The organism is Vagococcus martis (assembly GCF_002026305.1).
Lineage (GTDB): Bacteria > Bacillota > Bacilli > Lactobacillales > Vagococcaceae > Vagococcus > Vagococcus martis.
This window is the reverse complement of the sequence record NZ_MVAB01000001.1, coordinates 1958511-1976517: the sequence shown is the minus strand read 5'-3', so window position 1 is coordinate 1976517 and position 18007 is coordinate 1958511. Positions and strand designations below refer to the sequence as shown.

Here is an 18007-nt window from a genome sequence, read left to right as displayed (position 1 = left end):
GCTTCTTGTTTTATTGTTCATCTTGTTCTTCATCGTCATTAGATTTTTTCTTCTTAAACAATAAAAAGGCTACAACGACAACAAGTGCAATGCCAATATATGGTAACCAATTCATAATAACTTCTCCTGTTTGAGGTAACATATAAACACGCCTCCTTTTATATAATCTACATTTTTCTTTCTATTCAATTATAGCAAATATTATTCTTATTTAACATATTCTTCAAGAATATTTTATACGGTAACAAAATAGAAAACACCGAAGAATAATTCTTCGATGTTAAATTGTTTACCTATTCAACTGACATATATTTATAATCATAAGGTGCTCCTGCAGTATGACGAACATATCCTTTGATTTTAGGATTGATAAGATGTCCTTCTACTACTTGATACAGTGGAATAATAGCATAATCCTCACCTAGTAATACTTTTTCAGCATCTAAATAATTTTGCCATCTTGCTTCTAAATTTGTAGCATTCGTTGTTCTAGCTTCTTCAATCAGTTTGTCATATTTAGAATTTGAATATTTCCCTTTATTGTAACTATTCCCTGTAACAAATAAGTCTAAGAATGAACTAACATCATTGTAATCAGCTCCCCATCCAGTTACTACCATGTCAAAATCACCCGCTGTCGTACGATCAAGACGAATAGGTTTTGTCACAACAGCTACTTCAGTTTCAATCCCTAAGACATCTTTATATGCTCCTTGAATATATTCGGCAATTTTTTTGGTTGAATCGTTATCATCTGTCAAGATTTCAAAGCTAAGTGTGTCAATATTCAACTCTTTTTTAGCTTTTTCAAAATACTCTTTCGCTTTTTTTTCATTAAATTCCTTGTATTTTCCTGACTCTTCAACAAAATCTTTCCCTGTTTCCGGATTTGATGCCAATCCTTTAGGAACAATACCTGTAACAGACTGAGAACCATCTCCTAAAACATTATTAACAATAGCTTCTCCGTCTACTGCATATGATAAAGCTTTACGTAAATTAACATTTTCAAAATGTTTATCTTTTCTTTCTTGATTCATTTCTAAGTAAATCGTTCTTCCATCTGGTACCCCAACAAAATTAGTATCTTCTCGGTACTGTTGAGCCAATTCACCACTGATAATGACATCATCCAATTGATTATCTTCATATAAATTGAGTGCTGTTGAGGCTTCTTTTACAACTTGAGCGTCTATTTTTTCCATTTTCACATTGTCTTTATCCCAATAATTAGGATTTTTTTCATAAGACCATTCCACATCTGAACCTGGACCATCAAAGTTAGTTAAGACAAATGGTCCATTATAAATTGTTTTATCACTTGAATTACCGTAGTCTTTCCCATATTCCTCCACTGCTTTTTTATTTAATGGATAAAACGTTGGAAAAGCTAATAAATAATCAAAATAAGGTGTCGCATTAGCTAATGTAATTTTTAATTCATAGTCATTCACTGCTTCTATACCCAATTCTGTCGGCTGTTTTTTACCTTCTATAATCTCTGAGCCATTTTTTACATTTTCAAAAAGGTAAGCATACTCCGCACCAGTACTAGGATCTACCACTCGCTGCCATGCGTAAACATAATCATCTGCTACAACAGGATCCCCATTACTCCACTTTGCGTCTTCTCTTAGTTTAATTGTATATTCTAATCCATCTTCACTGACGGTTGCTAATTCTTTTGCTCCAGCGGCGGTAGGTTTGTTTGTTTCATCCAATCGATAAATACCTTCATTAATTTGATTTATCACACCAAAACTAACTAAATCCGTAGCATTACCCGAATCAATTGAAGCTACCTCTTGTGGAATAGCCAATCTAGCAACCTGCTCAATCTTTCCGTTAGTTGATTCTTGCTTTTTCGTATTCGCATTATTTCCCCCGCAAGATGCTAATAACCAAACTGCACTAACTAGTGCTAATCCTACTTTTATTCTTTTACTCATTCTACTCCTCCTCTTATAACTAATGAAATTTATTCTATCTTTTTTATTAGAAAAAATCAATCGTTTTATCATTTTTTTCTAATCTTATTATTTTAAATTCATAATGTTATAAAAGAAATGTATAAAAAAAACGAAAATACTGAATAAACGTCATTTTTATACATTTATTCAAAATAACTTGCATAATAATTATAAGACGTATATAATTAGACCCAAGATCAAAACGAAAGGAGTGTTTTAATGAAACAATTCATAAATAAAAAACTATCGCTATTATTTGTTTTCTTTATAAGTTTTACAGCTTTTCTATTTCCTCTTCATTCATTAGCCGAAGAAGATGCCATTTTAAAAGGAATCAAGGACAAAGGGGTGCTAACAGTTGGACTATCTGCGGATTACGCTCCGTATGAATTTCATGCTACAGTTGATGGTAAAGATAAAGTTGTCGGAACAGATATTTTAATTGCTCAAAAAATTGCTGATGATATGGGGGTTAAATTAAAAGTAGAAGAATATGGATTTGATGCGTTAATTGGGGCTCTTAAAACTGGCAAAATTGATTTAATTATCTCTGGTATGTCTCCTTCTCCTGAGCGTTTGAAGGAAGTTGATTTTTCTGATCCATACATGACTGTTCAACAAAAAGTTGTCATTAGAAAAGAAGATCAAGATAAATTTAAAACCGTTGATGACTTTAATGGAATCAAAGTTGGGGCTCAAGTGCAATCCATGCAGGAGGAATTAGCAAACAATGAGTTAAAAGCTAATACCGTTTCTCTACAACAAGTACCTGACATTATTCTACAACTTCAACAAAAGAAAATTGATGCGGCTGTAATCGAAGAACCTGTTGCTGAAGCTTACTTAACACAGGATGACTCTTTAATGTTTGCTGACATTAAACTAGATAATGCTAACAAAGGAACAGCCGTTGCACTACAAAAAAATGCTCCTGATTTTCTTAATCTCGTGAATACGTCTATCAAAGAAATTAATGATAAAGATTTAATGAAAGACTATAAGCAAGAAGTCATTCCTTATATGTTCCAAGATGAGTCTTTTATGAAAAAATATGCTCCCTACTACATTAAAGGGACAGGATATACAATTTTCTTAGCATTTGTTGGCGTGTTATGTGGTAGTGTATTAGGAACACTACTTGCGTTAATGAAACGCTCTAAAAATAAATTATTTAAATGGATTTCAGTCATCTACATCGAATACGTGCGTGGGACTCCCCTACTAGTTCAAATCTTTTTAGTGTTCTTTGGTTTAAATGTGTTAGGAATTAATTTAAGCGCACTCGCTTCAAGTTGTGTGGCACTATCTCTAAATAGTGGCGCTTACGTGGCTGAAATTATTCGTGCCGGGTTAAACGCCGTTGACAAAGGGCAAGCTGAAGCGGCTCGTTCTCTAGGTATGAGTCAGAAAAAAGCGATGCGATACATTATCATGCCACAAGCGATTAAAAATATTTTACCTGCTTTAGGTAACGAGTTTGTGACAGTTATTAAAGAATCCTCTGTCGTATCAGTGATTGGGGTATCTGAATTGATGTTCCAAGCAGGTGTGGTACGTGGTGCAAGTTTCAAACCATTCTTGCCGATTTTAATTGCATCATTGATTTATTTTGTATTAACCTTCACCTTATCTCGTGCATTAGGTGTAGCTGAAAGGAGAATTGGTGCCAATGATTAAAATACATGATTTAAAAAAATCCTTTGGTGATAATGATGTCCTAAAAGGAATTAATTTAGATATAAAAGCCGGGGAAGTGGTTGTGGTGATTGGCCCTTCTGGTAGCGGAAAAAGTACGTTTCTACGTTGTTTAAACTTACTCGAAACACCGACAAGTGGTGTGATTGAATTTGAGGGAACCAACCTACTTGATCCAAAAATAGACATCAATCAACTACGTCAAAAAATGGGTATGGTGTTCCAAAACTTTAACCTCTTCCCACATAAAACAGTGTTAGAAAATTTGACTATTAGCCCAGTAAAAGTTAAAAACGAGTCACAAGAAACAGCAGAAAAAGAAGGACTTGCTTTACTTGAACGTGTTGGACTAAAAGATAAAGCCAATCAATACCCAAAAAGTTTATCTGGTGGTCAACAACAACGTGTCGCGATTGCGCGTGCTCTAGCGATGCATCCAGATGTCATGTTGTTTGATGAACCAACAAGTGCGCTAGATCCTGAGATGGTTGGTGAAGTTTTAGCGGTTATGAATGCCTTAGCTAAAGAAGGGATGACGATGGTCGTCGTGACTCACGAGATGGGCTTTGCCAGGGAAGTAGCAGATCGAGTGATTTTTATGGATAAAGGGGTGATTCAAGAAGAAGGCACACCTGAAGACATCTTTTTACACCCAAAAAATGACAGAACACAAGACTTTTTAGAAAAAGTACTATAAAATAAAGTCAAAGGTTAAGCCTTTGACTTTTTATTATTAAGGGGGATATCAATGAATAAAAACATGCTAAATACTTATTATCAACTACCTAATGAAAGTTTATTAATGGAGTTTACTGACTTAGCAAGTAAAACACCGAATTTACTTAATCTTTCTATAGGAGACCCAGATATTACAACGCCTAAAACAATAATCGATGCCGCATTTAAAGATGTCACAAATGGACACACGCACTATACCGCCTCTGATGGTAGCGATGATTTTCTAACAAGTGTGGTAAATTTTTACCAAACACAATATGGTTTAACATTTGAAAAAAATCAAGTACGCGCTACTGTAGGTGCCTTACAAGGAATGTATTTAACTCTTCAAGTTCTACTAAACGAAGGTGATGAAGTGATTATACATGAGCCTTATTTTTCTCCTTATAAAACACAAGTCATTGAAGCTGGTGGTGTACCAGTTATTATTCCCACTTATGAAAAAGATGGGTTCCAAATTGATCCAACTATTTTAAAAGACGCTATCACACCAAAAACAAAAGCAATTATTATCAATTCGCCAAATAATCCAACAGGTGCTGTCTTTTCAAAAGAAACACTAACTAAAATAGCGGAACTTGCAACAAAACATCATTTATTTATCTTATCAGATGAAGTATATGAAGCATTCACGTTTGGTGAAGAGTTTACACCAATGGCATCTCTTGCTCCTGAGAACACCATAACATTTAGTAGTTTTTCAAAAACTTTTGCGATGACTGGTTGGCGAATCGGATACATGATTGCACCAAAATACATTAATGATGCCTGTCATTTGTTATCTGAAGATGTGACTTACTCTGCCCCTACTCCTTCTCAACGTGCTGGTATTTATGCACTTGATAACTATCAAGCTGTATCAAAAGAGGTCGTAGAATTATTTAAAACTAGACTAGAATACATCGAAAAACGTGTGAAAGACATTCCTTTTATGACTTTGCATTCACTTAAAGGAAGTATTTATGCCTTTATCAACATTAGTCAAACAGGATTAAATTCTGTTGATTTTGCTAAAAAATTACTAACAGAACAACAAGTTTTAGTTATTCCAGGTCAAGCATTTGGAGAAAGTGGCACTAACTTTATCAGACTGGCCGCAACACAAGATATCCCTGTTTTAAAAGAAGCCTTTGACCGAATTGAAAAACTAACATTTTAGTTATCTATTATTTTATCAATCAAACTTTTTATGATACACTACGCTAAAGGAGAGATGATTATGGTAAAAAAACATTCACTAATTGATTTGAAAAATAGTATTCTTTCATCACATATGTATATCTCAGAAGGTAAAATAATTATCATTTATAATAACTCTGAACGCTTTGTTTATGATGACATGGAATTTTTTGAACTTGTATATAATGGTAATGATTTGTATCTCAATTTCTCAAGAAAAGGCACCGATGAACGATACGACGATCATATCAATTTAACCACTGTTCACAATATCAATGGTGTGTTAATTAATCCCGCTGCTTAAGTCCCAATAAGTTTTGGGGCTTTTTATTTTATTTTTTAGGGCGCCTTAATATTTTTTTCCATCTTTTCTAAATGATAGGTTGTCTGATATACTTGCCTTCGTATCATTTAAGGAGTGAGTTTATTGACAAAAAGGATTAACGAAATCAAACAAGCTGAAAAAGGAGCAATCATCTCGATATTTGCCTATATTTTCCTAGCTATTATTAAACTGGCTGCAGGGTATTATGGACAATCACAAGCTCTATCTGCTGACGGGTTAAATAACTTTACTGATATGATCGCTTCAATTGCAGTATTAATTGGATTGAAATTATCAAGAAAGCCTGCTGACAACGAACACAGATATGGGCACTGGAAGGCGGAAAACGTTGCGTCTTTATTAACGTCGCTAATCATGTTTGCTGTTGGGGTTCAAGTTGTGATGGACGGTGTTCGCTCGGTTATTGACAAACAAATGGAACAACCTAGTCAACTGGCTGCTTACGTTGGATTATTTTCAGCTGTAATTATGTATGGAGTGTATCTTATCAATAAAAAAATTGCTCAAAAAAATAATAGCCAAGCACTTCATGCGGTTGCCAAAGATAATTTGAGTGATATGCTTACAAGTATTGGTACATCTGTCGCTGTCTTTGCCGCATCATTTAAACTAGGATGGCTTGATACACTAACAGCAATTATTATTGGCTGCATTATTTTGAAAACAGCTTTTGAAATTTTTAAGGAAAGTACATTTTATTTGTCTGATGGCTTTGATAAAGATTTGTTAGCTTTATATAAAGATGATATCCTTAAAATGGATGGAATCATGGATGTCGTGAGTATCCGTGCAAGAAGTTTAGGGGCTAATGTCTTTTTAGATGTTGTTGTATCAATGAACCCCAACTTAACGGTAGAAAAAAGTCACCATCTAGTGGATAATCTAGAGAGTGAATTAAAAGAAAAATATGAGATTTTTGATATTGATGTCCATGTCGAACCATTCTATCCAAGTAAATAAGTGATAAGGATTTGATACTATGTCAATAAAACGCAAAATCGGAATTATAGGTGGCGGAATCGTTGGATCGACTGCTGCCTTTTATCTTTCTAACGATCCAGAAGTTGAGTTGCTATTGTTTGATGATGGCAAAGGACAAGCAAGTAGTGCGGCTGCAGGTATTATTTCCCCTTGGCTATCTCAAAGAAGAAACAAAGAATGGTATTTTTTAGCTCGAGAAGGGGCTAAATTTTACTCTGACTATATGAGTGATTTAGCTAAATATCTAGATACAAAAAAAATCTACAAAAAAACAGGTACTTTACTTTATAAAAAGACACCAAAATTATTGGATAAGTTGGAAAAAATTGCTTATGATAGACGCGAAGAAGCCCCTGAAATTGGTGAGATTGAAAGATTATCTGGTAAAGATATTCAAAAGCGATTTCCTTTTGTCTCATCTGATGAGGAGGCTCTCTTTATTACAGGTGGTGCAAAAATTGATGGAGAAATTTTAGTTAAAAACATACATCATTTATTAAAGGAAAAGAATCAGTTAAAACAAACGCGTGTTACTAATCTATCTATTTCTGATGGTAAATGGGTTATCACAACACATGAAGACTCTGTTGTGGTGGATGATGTGATTATTGCCGTTGGGGCATGGTTACCTCATTTACTCGAATCATTAAACCTGTCAGTTGATATTAGACCTCAAAAAGGACAATTAATCGAAATCCAAACAGATATAGAAACAACTGATTTACCAGTTATCATGCCTGTTGGGGAATCAGATATCATTCCTTTTTACAATGGAAAAATACTAGTAGGTGCCACACATGAAAATGATGAAGGCTTTGACTTAACACCAGAAAATAAGTTACTCAACCAATTAAAAGAAACAGCCACTCAAACAGTGGGTCAACTAGCTGATTATGACATTAATAGTTACCGGATAGGAACACGTGCTTATACTTCTGATTTTCTACCATTTTTTGGTGAAGTTGAAGACCTAAGTAATTTACTAGTAGCAAGCGGTCTTGGTTCATCTGGGTTGACAACTGGGCCAATTATTGGTAAAACAATGGTAGATTGGTTATACAATAAAAAGACGTTATTTGAGTCTTACAAACATCAACCTAATCATTACATTCAACCAAAGATGAAGGGAGAATAACAGATGGGATTAACATTTAAGAAAAAAGATTCTTTAGAAAAAATGTTTGAAGAATTTGCCATTGAACCAAAAGAAGATAAAAAAGATACACCTGAAGCAAAAAAAGAAACAACAACTGTCAATTTTTCAGTTAACGCCGATTGTAAAATTAAGCTAGACAACTAAAAAATCATTTGTGATACACTCAAATTGTATTTCCAACCAAAGAAAACAAGGAGAGTGATCACAAATGACCTATACACATCTTACTACAGACGAGCTAGTTTTGATAGAAGCTTATTACCATCAAAATAAAAAAGGAACATACGTTGCGAAACAATTGAAACGAGCAAAACAGACTATCTATAATGTTTACAAAGCTTTTGATGAGGGATTATCTGCACTAGATTACTATAAAAGATACAAAAATAATAAAAAGAATTGTGGCAGGCGTCCTATTTCTTTATCTGATAATGAAACAGAATACATTCAAAAGAAGGTTGTTCAAGGATGGACTCCAGATGTCATTATTGGTCGTGCTGAGTTTCCTATCTCATGTTCTATCAGTACTCTTTATAGATTATTTAAGCAAGGACTGTTTGATTTGACCGCATTACCTATGAAAGGTAAAAGGAAAGCGAATGGTTATAAAGAAAAAAGAGGTAAACAAGCCTTTAAAAGAACCATCCATCAACGTAATAAGGACTATCAACTCTTTAATAATGAATTTGGTCACCTTGAAGGTGACACAATTGTTGGAAAAGATCATAAAAGTGCTGTTATCACACTCGTTGAAAGACTATCGAAAGTGATTATTACGTTAAAACCAATAGGCAGACGAGCAATAGATATCGAAAATAGTTTAAATAATTGGTTTAAAAAGTTTCCATGCCATCTATTTAAATCAATCACATTCGATTGTGGTAAAGAATTTTCTAATTGGAAATCAATCAGCAATCTAAATGATATTGATATTTATTTTGCCGATCCAGGAACACCATCACAACGTGGCTTAAATGAAAACTCTAATGGGTTATTACGTAAAGATGGATTACCTAAACAAATGGATTTCAACAAAGTTGAGGAATCTTTTATCCAATCTATCGCTTCTAAAAGAAATAATATTCCTAGAAAATCATTAAACTATAAAACACCATTGGAAGTATTTTTGAGTTATGTAGACAACGATATTTTGTCTAGCTTAATTTGACAAATGAAATAATCAAAAAACAGAAGATAAAAAATAAAAAATCCACAACACTCGTTGCGGATTTTTTATTTTACAATATATAACCAAGCATCTTTTTCATCTAACAGCTTGGGATTTTTTTCTGCTGCTTCATTGATTGACACAACCACTCCAGAAACAGGAGAGTCATACTCAACAACTGCTTTTTCAGCTTCAAGTTCCACAACTGGTTCACCTGCTATTACTTCTTTTCCAACTTTTGGTAACATCGCAAATGTGATACTTCCTAAATCATCTTGAGCAGTCGATGTTAAGCCAACTTTTTTACCTTCTGATACTTCTTTCACCCATAATGTTTCTTCTGACATACCAACACATCCTTTATTATTTTAACAATAACTCTTCATATTCTGATTCTTTAAATCCTAATAACACTTTATCGCCTAATTCTAAAATAGGACGCTTAATCAACATGCCATCAGCAGTTAAACGTGTTGCAGCCTCTTCTTTAGAAAAATCATTTACAATATCTTTTAAGTGTTGTTCTCTATATCTTACTCCACTCGTATTAAAAAAACGACGAATTGGGTAATCATTTGTTTCCATCCAAGAAACAAGCTGTTCTTTTGTAGGTGGTGTTTCAATCATGTCGATTAATTTATAATCAATCTGGTGCTCATCTAACCAAGCAATGGCTTTTTTACATGTAGAACATTTTGGGTACCAATAAAATGTAGTCATTTTTTCACCTTCACTTCCCTTATTTTGTACGTATCTAGTATAGCATATCAATTATTAAAAAAAAGGGGACAAATTTCCTTTTTACTGATATATTTTCGGTTTTTTATGATAAAATAAATGAGTTAATATATTTTAGCAATTAATTTGTAGGAGGGACAATTATGTCAAGATCTTCCAATAAAGAAGACTATTTAAAAGCGATTTATGAGAACAATGGCATTGACGAATTTGTTTCAAATAAAACACTCTCCCAACATCTTCATGTATCCCCTGCGTCTGTTAGCGAAATGGTTGAAAAGCTACAAAAAGATGGATTGATTGAGTATAAACCGTATACTGGAGCAAAATTGACTCTTGAAGGATTAAATCAAACGATTATTATCATTAGAAACCATCGAATTATCGAAACCTTTTTATACGATAAATTAGGATATTCTTTATACGATTTGCATCACCTATCTGAAGAACTAGAACATGTTAAAGATTCCGTATTCTTTAATAGATTATATGATTATTTAGGAAATCCAACCAACTGTCCCCATGGTGGTATCATACCAACACAAGACAACTACAGAGAACAAGCAATTATTCCCTTGACCCAATTTAATATTGGCGACACTCCTATTATTGGCCGAGTTATGGACGATGTATCAGTCTTAACTTATCTTGACAGCATTAATCTATCAATTGGTGACACTGTCACTATAATAGATATTGATGAATTTAATGAACTAATTATATTTAAGATTAATAAGGATAATTCTCAACACCATATTAGCCATAAACAGGCTAATATTATTTTTTCAACAAACGAAACATCTTAAAACATAAGCAGCGACTATAGAATATAACTATAATCGCTGCCTTTTAATTTTTATCGATGTATAGTGATATGTCATATTCATCACCAATCCAACAGCTATCATATTACTTAACAAAGCTGATCCACCTTGACTAATAAATGGAAGCGGAATTCCCGTAAGTGGTAATAAACCGATATTTGCCCCAATATTTTCAAAAACATGGAATACAATCATCATCACAATACCTGCTGTAATATATGAGAAAAAAACATTTTTTGTTTCAAAACAAGTTTTAATCATACGATATACTAACAATAAGTACATCAAGATAACAAATACACTTCCAATAAATCCAAAATTTTCTGCAACCACTGAAAAAATCATGTCTGATGATCTAACGGGAACATAGACATCTGTCACATTAAATCCTTTACCAAAAAAACCACCTGTTGCAATGGCTAATAAGGCCTGTACTTGCTGATAAGATTGGTTATTCGGATCAAAGAAAGGATCAATCCAGGCATCTATTCTAGCGAATTGGTAAGCTTTGAATCCTAATTTATATAAAAATTCTCTACCGCTATCTGTTGTGACTAGATATACCAATGCCAATCCTAAAAATAGCGCAAGTGTTACCACAGCTAAAATTATTTTCCACGAAATACCAGATACTAAAAACACGCCACCTAGTATCGCTAAAAAGACTAGCATCGTACCAAAATCATTTTGTAGATTTAATAAAATAGCAATAGGTAACGTTACTAAAAGCATTTTTCCTACTAGTAATCCATCTGTTTTTATATCTCGTACTTGATACATTTGATTATGACCTGTCACAATATAGGACAACATCAAAATATATAAAATCTTAACCAACTCAGCTGGTTGAAATGTTACTGACCCAAAACGAAACCAATTTTTAGATCCGGTTTCTAACGCAAGTGGGACATCATAAAAAAATAATAATGCTACCATTAAAATCAAACCTAAGATATAAGCATATGGCGTTAGTTTCCATATAATTTCTGGTTTAATTATCATTGTTACATACAATGAAGCTCCTCCAATGGCATACCAGAGTACTTGCTGTAACATTTTTTTTAAAAAATCTGTTGACGAGTACTCACCACTGATTGCCACATACATTGACATCAATCCGATAATACTTAGAAAGAAAACTGGTAATAATATCCGATAATTAATCTGATGAAACTCCCTTTTTTCCGTTCGTAACATAAGCTAATCCTTCATCGTTTCTGTTAACTCATTTGTTTGTGTACTTGAGTTGGGATCAGCTGGAGTACTCATCATTTGATTAACGAGTTTGTGACGTAAATCTGATAACTCTAACTGGCTTTCTTTATATTTTCCCTCTAAAGTTGACACATATTCTGAACTGGTGTCATCAAGTGGACTCGCTTTTAAATCTTCAATTTTTTTATTTAGCTCTTTAACCGTTCTATTTTTCTTCCAAATAGTCCCCATTGTCCCAATTAATGCGATAATCGCACCAATGATAACAGATGATATAATAATTAAAACAAGTGGTACACGTTGCTTGGTAAATATAAAATTAATAGTTATTGGTTGAGCATTTATTACAGCAAACAACACTACTACAAATAGTAATAATAAAATAACAATCGTCTTAGTTGTATTTTTCATTTTATTTTCTTCAACCCCTTACTTTTTATTAAACAATCCACCTGCTAAAAAATCCCCTAACCTCGGAAATAGTGTATAACCAATACTACCTATTTCCATAATCCAAGGTGTGTTGATTTCTCTTTTGGATTTTCCAAAATTATCAACTACTTTTTTCGCAAGTTTTTCTGGTTCTGTGACAAAGCCTGATACTTGTTTCAAATACTCACCTGTTGGATCTGCTGTATCGAAAAAGGCTGTTCTCATTGGTCCTGGATTGACTGTTAACACATGAATTCCAAATGGTTTTAATTCTAAACGTAATGCATTTGAAAAGCCAAGCGCGGCAAACTTCGTAGCTGCATAGACACTTGATTTTGGTGTCGCTATTTTTCCAGCTTGAGACGCAATGTTGATAATATGCCCTTCTTCATTTTCTATCATTCTTAAAGCAATTTTTTGTGTTAGAGTCATCAGTCCTAACACATTAACTGAAAACATCAACTCAATGTCTTCTTGTGTTGTGTCAATAAACGGCTTAAAGATTCCAACTCCAGCATTATTAACAAGGACATCAATAACTATCTCTTCTTTATCAAGATAGCTCACTAAGTTTTCAACACTTGTATAATCACTAATATCAAGCTGTTTTATTATAACCGTTCCACGAGTCATAGATTGCGCAGTCCTTGCGACTTTTTGCAACTTGTCTACATTTCTAGCACAAAGTATTAGTGACGCATTTTTTTTAGCTGCTTCATAAGCGATTGCTTCACCCAATCCACTAGAAGCACCAGTAATTAAGACCAGTTTATTTTTTAACGTTTTTACTGACAAAACATCTCCTCCTTTTATTTTACCAAAGGAATATCAAATACATCAAAATCTTTAACTATGGTTGAATTTTTAAAAACAGTTTGTGCTTCAGTTTGTAATTCTAAAGCTTGTCTTCCTAAATACCGGGCACTGATATGAGTTAAAAATAGCTGTTTAGCATTTGCTTTTTTAGCTACAGTTGCTGCCTGTAAACTCGTTGAATGATAATAATTACGGGCAAGTTTACCTTCTGATGCGCTAAATGTGCTTTCATGCACCAAAACGTCTGCTCCTTCAGCTAATGTATAACAATTCGGGTGCGTTCTTGTGTCACCAAGAATCGTCACAACTCGGCCCTTAATATCTGGTCCTAAGTAGTCTTTTCCATCAATAGTACGACCATCTTCTAAAGTAACAATTTCACCATCTTTAATTTTTTTATAAATTGGACCGGGCATGACGTTTTCTTCACGTAATTTCTGAACGTTTAATTCCCCTGGATAATCTTTTTCAACAACACGATACCCAAAGCACTCAATTCGATGATCCAAATAATCACAATACACACTAAATGTCTTGTCATCAAAAATAAGTCCTTCTTTGTCAATTTCGATAAATTTAATCGGGTATTTTAAATGTGTGTCAGATATCTTCAGACTCAACTCAATATAGTCTTTGATTCCTTTAGGACCATATATTTCAAGTTTATCTGTTCCACCTTGAAATGACCGACTGCTGATTAAACCAGGTAATCCCAATATATGATCACCATGTAAATGTGTCACAAATATTTTAGCAATTTTTCGAGGTCGAATGGTTGTATTTAAAATCTGTTGCTGTGTGCCTTCTCCACAATCAAATAACCATACTTCGTTTCTTTCATCTAATAACTTTAAAGCAATGCTTGTCACATTACGTTGTTTGGCAGGTACACCTGCACCTGTTCCTAAAAATTGTAGTTCCATTTTTCCCCTGCTTTTCTTTCATTCTTTTTTACTACCAACTATTGTATCAATTTTTAAAGAGTATCGCACCTTTAAAACAAAAAATGAGAAAGAATATCTCTTTCTCACTTCTTTTAGTCAACAAATTCAAATACAAAGTCTTTGATGCGAACTAAATCGCCATCTTTTGCTCCCATGGTTCGAAGTGTTTCATCAACACCCATGCCACGCAGCTGACGAGCAAACTTCATGGTACTTTCTTCTCTATCAAAGTTTGTCATAACAAATAGTTTTTCTAATTTGTCACCTGATAAGACCCAAGTTGCGTCATCTTCACGAGAGATAGTAAACTCTGGTTCATCTTCTTTGAATGTATAGTTAACCACATCTTCCTCTTCTTCATCTTCAAAGTAAAGAGGAAATTCTGGCGTTACTTCTAATAAATCTGCTGTAGCATTTAGTAACGGTGCCACACCTTGTTGCGTCACACCTGATATTGGGAATATTTTAATATCATCTTCCCATTCATCTGTTTTTAATTCAGCTAATTTTTTCTTAAATTCAACCAAATTTTCTTCTGCTTCTGGCATATCCATTTTATTAGCAACAATAAGTTGTGGTCTTTCCATTAAACGTAAATCATAAGATTCCAACTCTTTATTAATCAATAAATAGTCTTCAAATGGATCTCGCCCTTCCATTCCACTCATATCTACCACATGTAAAATTACGCGAGTTCGTTCGATATGACGTAAAAATTGTGTTCCTAAACCAACACCCTCTGAAGCCCCTTCGATTAGTCCTGGTAAATCTGCCATAACAAAACTACGTCCATCACTTGTTGTGACCATCCCTAAGTTTGGGACAATCGTTGTAAAATGATATGCACCGATTTTTGGTCTAGCTTTTGATACGATAGATAATAGCGTTGATTTTCCAACTGAAGGAAATCCTACTAACCCTACATCTGCTAAAACTTTTAATTCTAACTCTAGTTTTCTTTCTTGACCTGGTTCACCATTTTCAGATATTTCAGGTGCTGGATTTCTTGGTGTTGCAAAACGAATGTTTCCACGTCCACCACGTCCACCTTTAGCCACTAAAAGTGTTTGCCCTTTAACTAACAAATCACCTAAAACTTGACCTGTTTCAACATCTCTTACGACTGTACCTGGGGGAACGCTGACATATGTATCTTCAGCCCCTCTACCATGCATGCCTTTACTCATACCATGCTCACCAGGAGTTGCCTTAAAATGTCGATTGTATCTAAAATCCATTAACGTACGTAGACCTTCATCTACTTGAAATATAATACTGCCACCACGACCTCCATCACCACCAGCTGGTCCACCGTCTGGAACATATTTTTCTCGTCTAAATGCCACCATACCGTCTCCACCATTACCGGCTTTTACGTCAATCGTTACTTGATCTAAAAACATGGACATCTTAGTCCACCTCTTTTCTTTAAAAAATCTCTTTTCTATTGTATCTGTTCGTTTTTTATTTGTCTACCACGTTTCATACTTTCATAATAAAACATGTTAAACATCACTCTTCTTGTTTTTCCAATATCGCAGTCACAATACCCGGAACGCCTCGATTGTATCCGTCATCATATTTAATTAATTTAAATCCTAATGACTGTATCAACCACTCAAATTCTTTTAACCCATACCAATATAAAGTAAAATGGGAATACTCTGTTTCAACTACTTTACCTTCATTTATTAATTCATACTTGTCAATAGAGGTTGTTTGTTGACTAATCCAGTCGATGGATTCATCGTAATGAGTATATATAATAGTCTCAGTATTAGATATATCAATTTTAGATTGTGTGATTTTTCCTTTTTTAAAATCATTCGGGACAATTAAATCTAAAATCACTTTCCCCTTACAACTTAAGCAGTGATAAAACCCCCTCAAAACTTTTTCTATCCTATCTTTTTCTAATAAGCAAAAACTCCCAGTCGGCATAATAATCGCTTCATATTCTTTATTCAATGATAAGTCAAACAAATCTTGTTGGTAAACAAATGTTGACACAGAATATGCCTCCATATTTTGTTTGCATTGTGATAACATGTCTTCCGACACATCAACGCCTTCAACATTTAGTCCTTTTTCTAATAATGGGATAAGAACCCGGCCTGTTCCAACACCAGCTTCCAGAATACTTCCCTTCACATCTTGTAAAAAATCGTAATAATATTCAATATCACCATCCAAGGATTGACCTACTGCTTTTGTTTTCTGATACATCATTGTGCTAAGAGGACCATACTCTTTAAACATATCTAACGCCTCCTATATATTTGTTAACAAGTATTAGTATATCATTGAATGTATATTGATACGACTTTTCATCATGTTTTCATTATCATTCTTAAAAACTTACCATTTAAACCACCTTTTCTATTTGGAAAGTTATTTAAAGTCTGTTACTATTATAAAGAGTTTACAAATCAAACTATTATATGGAGGCTTTTTTATAATGAAGAAACAACAATTGTTATTAGCGTCAACAACTCTTCTTTTATCATTGGCTTTGTTTTCAGCTTGTGGTAATAACGATTCAGCAAAACAAAAAACTGTAACAAGTAAAACAGAACAATCAACAGCTGCTTCAAGTACAGCAACTTCAGAATCAGTAGATATTAATTCTTTAGAGCTACCACAATTATCAACAGAAGTAGCAAAAGACGAAGACTTAGTTGAAATGGTGACAACTGAAGGATCAATTAAAATTAAATTGTTCCCTAAAATTGCACCAAAAGCAGTTGAAAACTTTATGACACACGCTAAAGATGGATACTATAATGGCCTTATTTTTCATCGTGTAATAAATGATTTCATGATTCAAGGTGGAGACCCTGAGGGAAATGGTACTGGCGGTTCAAGTATTTGGGATAAACCATTTGAAGATGAATTTTCAAATCAATTGTATAACTTAAGAGGTGCTCTATCTATGGCAAACTCTGGTGCAAATACAAATGGCAGTCAATTCTTCATCGTTCAAAATAGCGATGATATGTCTGATGGATTGTTAGCTGAAGATGTGCCTGCAAAAATCATCGACGCTTATAAAAAAGGCGGCGCACCTCATCTAGATGGAAAGCATACTGTATTCGGCCAAGTTATTGAGGGTATGGACGTTGTAGATAAAATTGCAAAATCCGAAACAGGAGAAAATGATAAACCGAAAAAAGATATCAAAATCGAAAAAATCAATATCTTACAAGAAGCAACTGAATAATAAACAAAACTTTCTACTAAGCTGATGTGAGTCAGATTAGTAGGAAGTTTTTTATGTTTTATTTAAAAAGTAACTATCAGACAAACTTGCTAATATAGACCATAAAATCATTAATAATGATAATACGATATTAAAAGATTGTCCCACAAAAGTAACTATTCCTATCAGGAAAATGGAAGATAGCACAACATTTATGATAAAAGCAATTGATAATGACATACTAGGAAACCTTTTATGAAACACATCTATTACTGTAACTTTTTTCATTTTATCTTCTCTAATGTATTTTACTGCATACGTACCTAACAAAGCTAACGGTAGAGATAAAATACCAACGAGTACATAGCTACTAATATCAACCATTCCAGGATCTGTGGCAAATATACTAAATAACATAACAAATATGATACTAAAAACAAACTTTAAATTAATCTTCTTAAATAAACTACATACAAGAATCAATAATAATAGTATTATCGGCATTGACATTGACAGTATAGACACAGAATTGCTTACAGAACTATAAATTATCATAGATACTATAATCACCATTGTAATGATTGAATCAACGATACTCTTATTCAT

Annotated in this window: 21 protein-coding genes; 10 read left to right on the top strand and 11 right to left on the bottom strand. The window is 33.6% G+C overall.

Annotation, left to right across the window (positions count from 1 at the left end; genetic code table 11):
• Nucleotides 1-10: 10 nt before the first annotated feature.
• A complete protein-coding gene (locus tag BW731_RS09590; RefSeq protein ID WP_079347685.1) occupies nt 11-142 on the bottom strand; it encodes an LPXTG cell wall anchor domain-containing protein in 132 nt (43 codons plus the stop codon).
• 151 nt (nt 143-293) lie between these two features.
• Entirely contained in the window at nt 294-1949 is a 1656-nt protein-coding gene (locus BW731_RS09585) for a peptide ABC transporter substrate-binding protein (protein ID WP_079347683.1), read from the bottom strand.
• A 240-nt stretch (nt 1950-2189) separates the two neighbouring features.
• Between BW731_RS09585 and BW731_RS09580 the strand changes: the two genes are divergently transcribed.
• From BW731_RS09580 to BW731_RS09550, 8 genes are all read left to right on the top strand, one after another.
• On the top strand, nt 2190-3647 hold the full coding sequence (locus tag BW731_RS09580; RefSeq protein ID WP_079347681.1) for an ABC transporter substrate-binding protein/permease: 1458 nt from the start codon (nt 2190-2192) through the stop codon (nt 3645-3647).
• Complete coding sequence (locus BW731_RS09575; protein WP_071457240.1) at nt 3640-4362, top strand: amino acid ABC transporter ATP-binding protein; 723 nt, start codon at nt 3640-3642, stop codon at nt 4360-4362. The genes BW731_RS09580 and BW731_RS09575 overlap by 8 nt, the downstream gene beginning before the upstream one ends.
• Before the next feature lie 51 nt (nt 4363-4413).
• Nucleotides 4414-5562 (top strand): pyridoxal phosphate-dependent aminotransferase, encoded by a 1149-nt coding sequence (locus BW731_RS09570; RefSeq protein WP_079347679.1) that lies wholly within the window; start codon nt 4414-4416, stop codon nt 5560-5562.
• A gap of 60 nt (nt 5563-5622) precedes the next feature.
• Nucleotides 5623-5886 carry a hypothetical protein gene (locus tag BW731_RS09565; protein WP_079347677.1) on the top strand — a complete coding sequence of 88 codons (264 nt, stop codon included), beginning with the start codon at nt 5623-5625 and terminating at the stop codon, nt 5884-5886.
• Nucleotides 5887-6009: 123 nt separating this feature from the next.
• Nucleotides 6010-6888 carry a cation diffusion facilitator family transporter gene (locus BW731_RS09560; protein ID WP_079347675.1) on the top strand — a complete coding sequence of 293 codons (879 nt, stop codon included), beginning with the start codon at nt 6010-6012 and terminating at the stop codon, nt 6886-6888.
• A gap of 19 nt (nt 6889-6907) precedes the next feature.
• Nucleotides 6908-8044 (top strand): NAD(P)/FAD-dependent oxidoreductase, encoded by a 1137-nt coding sequence (locus BW731_RS09555; protein ID WP_079347673.1) that lies wholly within the window; start codon nt 6908-6910, stop codon nt 8042-8044.
• Between the two features lie 3 nt (nt 8045-8047).
• Entirely contained in the window at nt 8048-8209 is a 162-nt protein-coding gene (locus BW731_RS12650; protein WP_158080198.1) for an SPJ_0845 family protein, read from the top strand.
• Between the two features lie 64 nt (nt 8210-8273).
• Nucleotides 8274-9233 (top strand): IS30 family transposase, encoded by a 960-nt coding sequence (locus tag BW731_RS09550; protein WP_079344899.1) that lies wholly within the window; start codon nt 8274-8276, stop codon nt 9231-9233.
• Between the two features lie 65 nt (nt 9234-9298).
• Here the strand turns inward: BW731_RS09550 and BW731_RS09545 are convergent, their stop codons facing one another.
• Both BW731_RS09545 and BW731_RS09540 read right to left on the bottom strand, forming a co-directional pair.
• Nucleotides 9299-9580 (bottom strand): glycine cleavage system protein H, encoded by a 282-nt coding sequence (locus BW731_RS09545; protein ID WP_071457244.1) that lies wholly within the window; start codon nt 9578-9580, stop codon nt 9299-9301.
• 16 nt (nt 9581-9596) lie between these two features.
• On the bottom strand, nt 9597-9953 hold the full coding sequence (locus tag BW731_RS09540) for an arsenate reductase family protein (protein ID WP_079347671.1): 357 nt from the start codon (nt 9951-9953) through the stop codon (nt 9597-9599).
• Between the two features lie 161 nt (nt 9954-10114).
• Here BW731_RS09540 and BW731_RS09535 point away from each other — a divergent pair, with 161 nt between their 5' ends.
• Entirely contained in the window at nt 10115-10777 is a 663-nt protein-coding gene (locus tag BW731_RS09535) for a metal-dependent transcriptional regulator (RefSeq protein ID WP_079347669.1), read from the top strand.
• A gap of 27 nt (nt 10778-10804) precedes the next feature.
• On the opposite strand, the gene BW731_RS09530 is transcribed toward BW731_RS09535, so the two are convergent.
• The 6 genes from BW731_RS09530 to BW731_RS09505 form a co-directional block, all read right to left on the bottom strand.
• A complete protein-coding gene (locus tag BW731_RS09530) occupies nt 10805-11992 on the bottom strand; it encodes an FtsW/RodA/SpoVE family cell cycle protein (RefSeq protein WP_079347667.1) in 1188 nt (395 codons plus the stop codon).
• A 3-nt stretch (nt 11993-11995) separates the two neighbouring features.
• Nucleotides 11996-12421 carry a lipopolysaccharide assembly protein LapA domain-containing protein gene (locus tag BW731_RS09525; RefSeq protein ID WP_079347665.1) on the bottom strand — a complete coding sequence of 142 codons (426 nt, stop codon included), beginning with the start codon at nt 12419-12421 and terminating at the stop codon, nt 11996-11998.
• Between the two features lie 18 nt (nt 12422-12439).
• Nucleotides 12440-13237, bottom strand: coding sequence for an SDR family NAD(P)-dependent oxidoreductase (locus BW731_RS09520; RefSeq protein ID WP_079347663.1), 798 nt, complete (start codon nt 13235-13237; stop codon nt 12440-12442).
• A 14-nt stretch (nt 13238-13251) separates the two neighbouring features.
• Nucleotides 13252-14181: a ribonuclease Z gene (rnz, locus tag BW731_RS09515; protein ID WP_079347661.1), complete on the bottom strand. Its 930-nt coding sequence runs from the start codon at nt 14179-14181 to the stop codon at nt 13252-13254.
• Nucleotides 14182-14294: 113 nt separating this feature from the next.
• On the bottom strand, nt 14295-15611 hold the full coding sequence (gene obgE / locus BW731_RS09510) for a GTPase ObgE (RefSeq protein ID WP_079347659.1): 1317 nt from the start codon (nt 15609-15611) through the stop codon (nt 14295-14297).
• Nucleotides 15612-15714: 103 nt separating this feature from the next.
• A complete protein-coding gene (locus BW731_RS09505; protein ID WP_079347657.1) occupies nt 15715-16461 on the bottom strand; it encodes a class I SAM-dependent methyltransferase in 747 nt (248 codons plus the stop codon).
• A 199-nt stretch (nt 16462-16660) separates the two neighbouring features.
• Here BW731_RS09505 and BW731_RS09500 point away from each other — a divergent pair, with 199 nt between their 5' ends.
• Entirely contained in the window at nt 16661-17422 is a 762-nt protein-coding gene (locus BW731_RS09500; protein WP_079347655.1) for a peptidylprolyl isomerase, read from the top strand.
• Between the two features lie 51 nt (nt 17423-17473).
• Here BW731_RS09500 and BW731_RS09495 read toward each other — a convergent pair whose 3' ends face one another.
• On the bottom strand, nt 17474-18007 hold the full coding sequence (locus BW731_RS09495; RefSeq protein WP_079347653.1) for a hypothetical protein: 534 nt from the start codon (nt 18005-18007) through the stop codon (nt 17474-17476).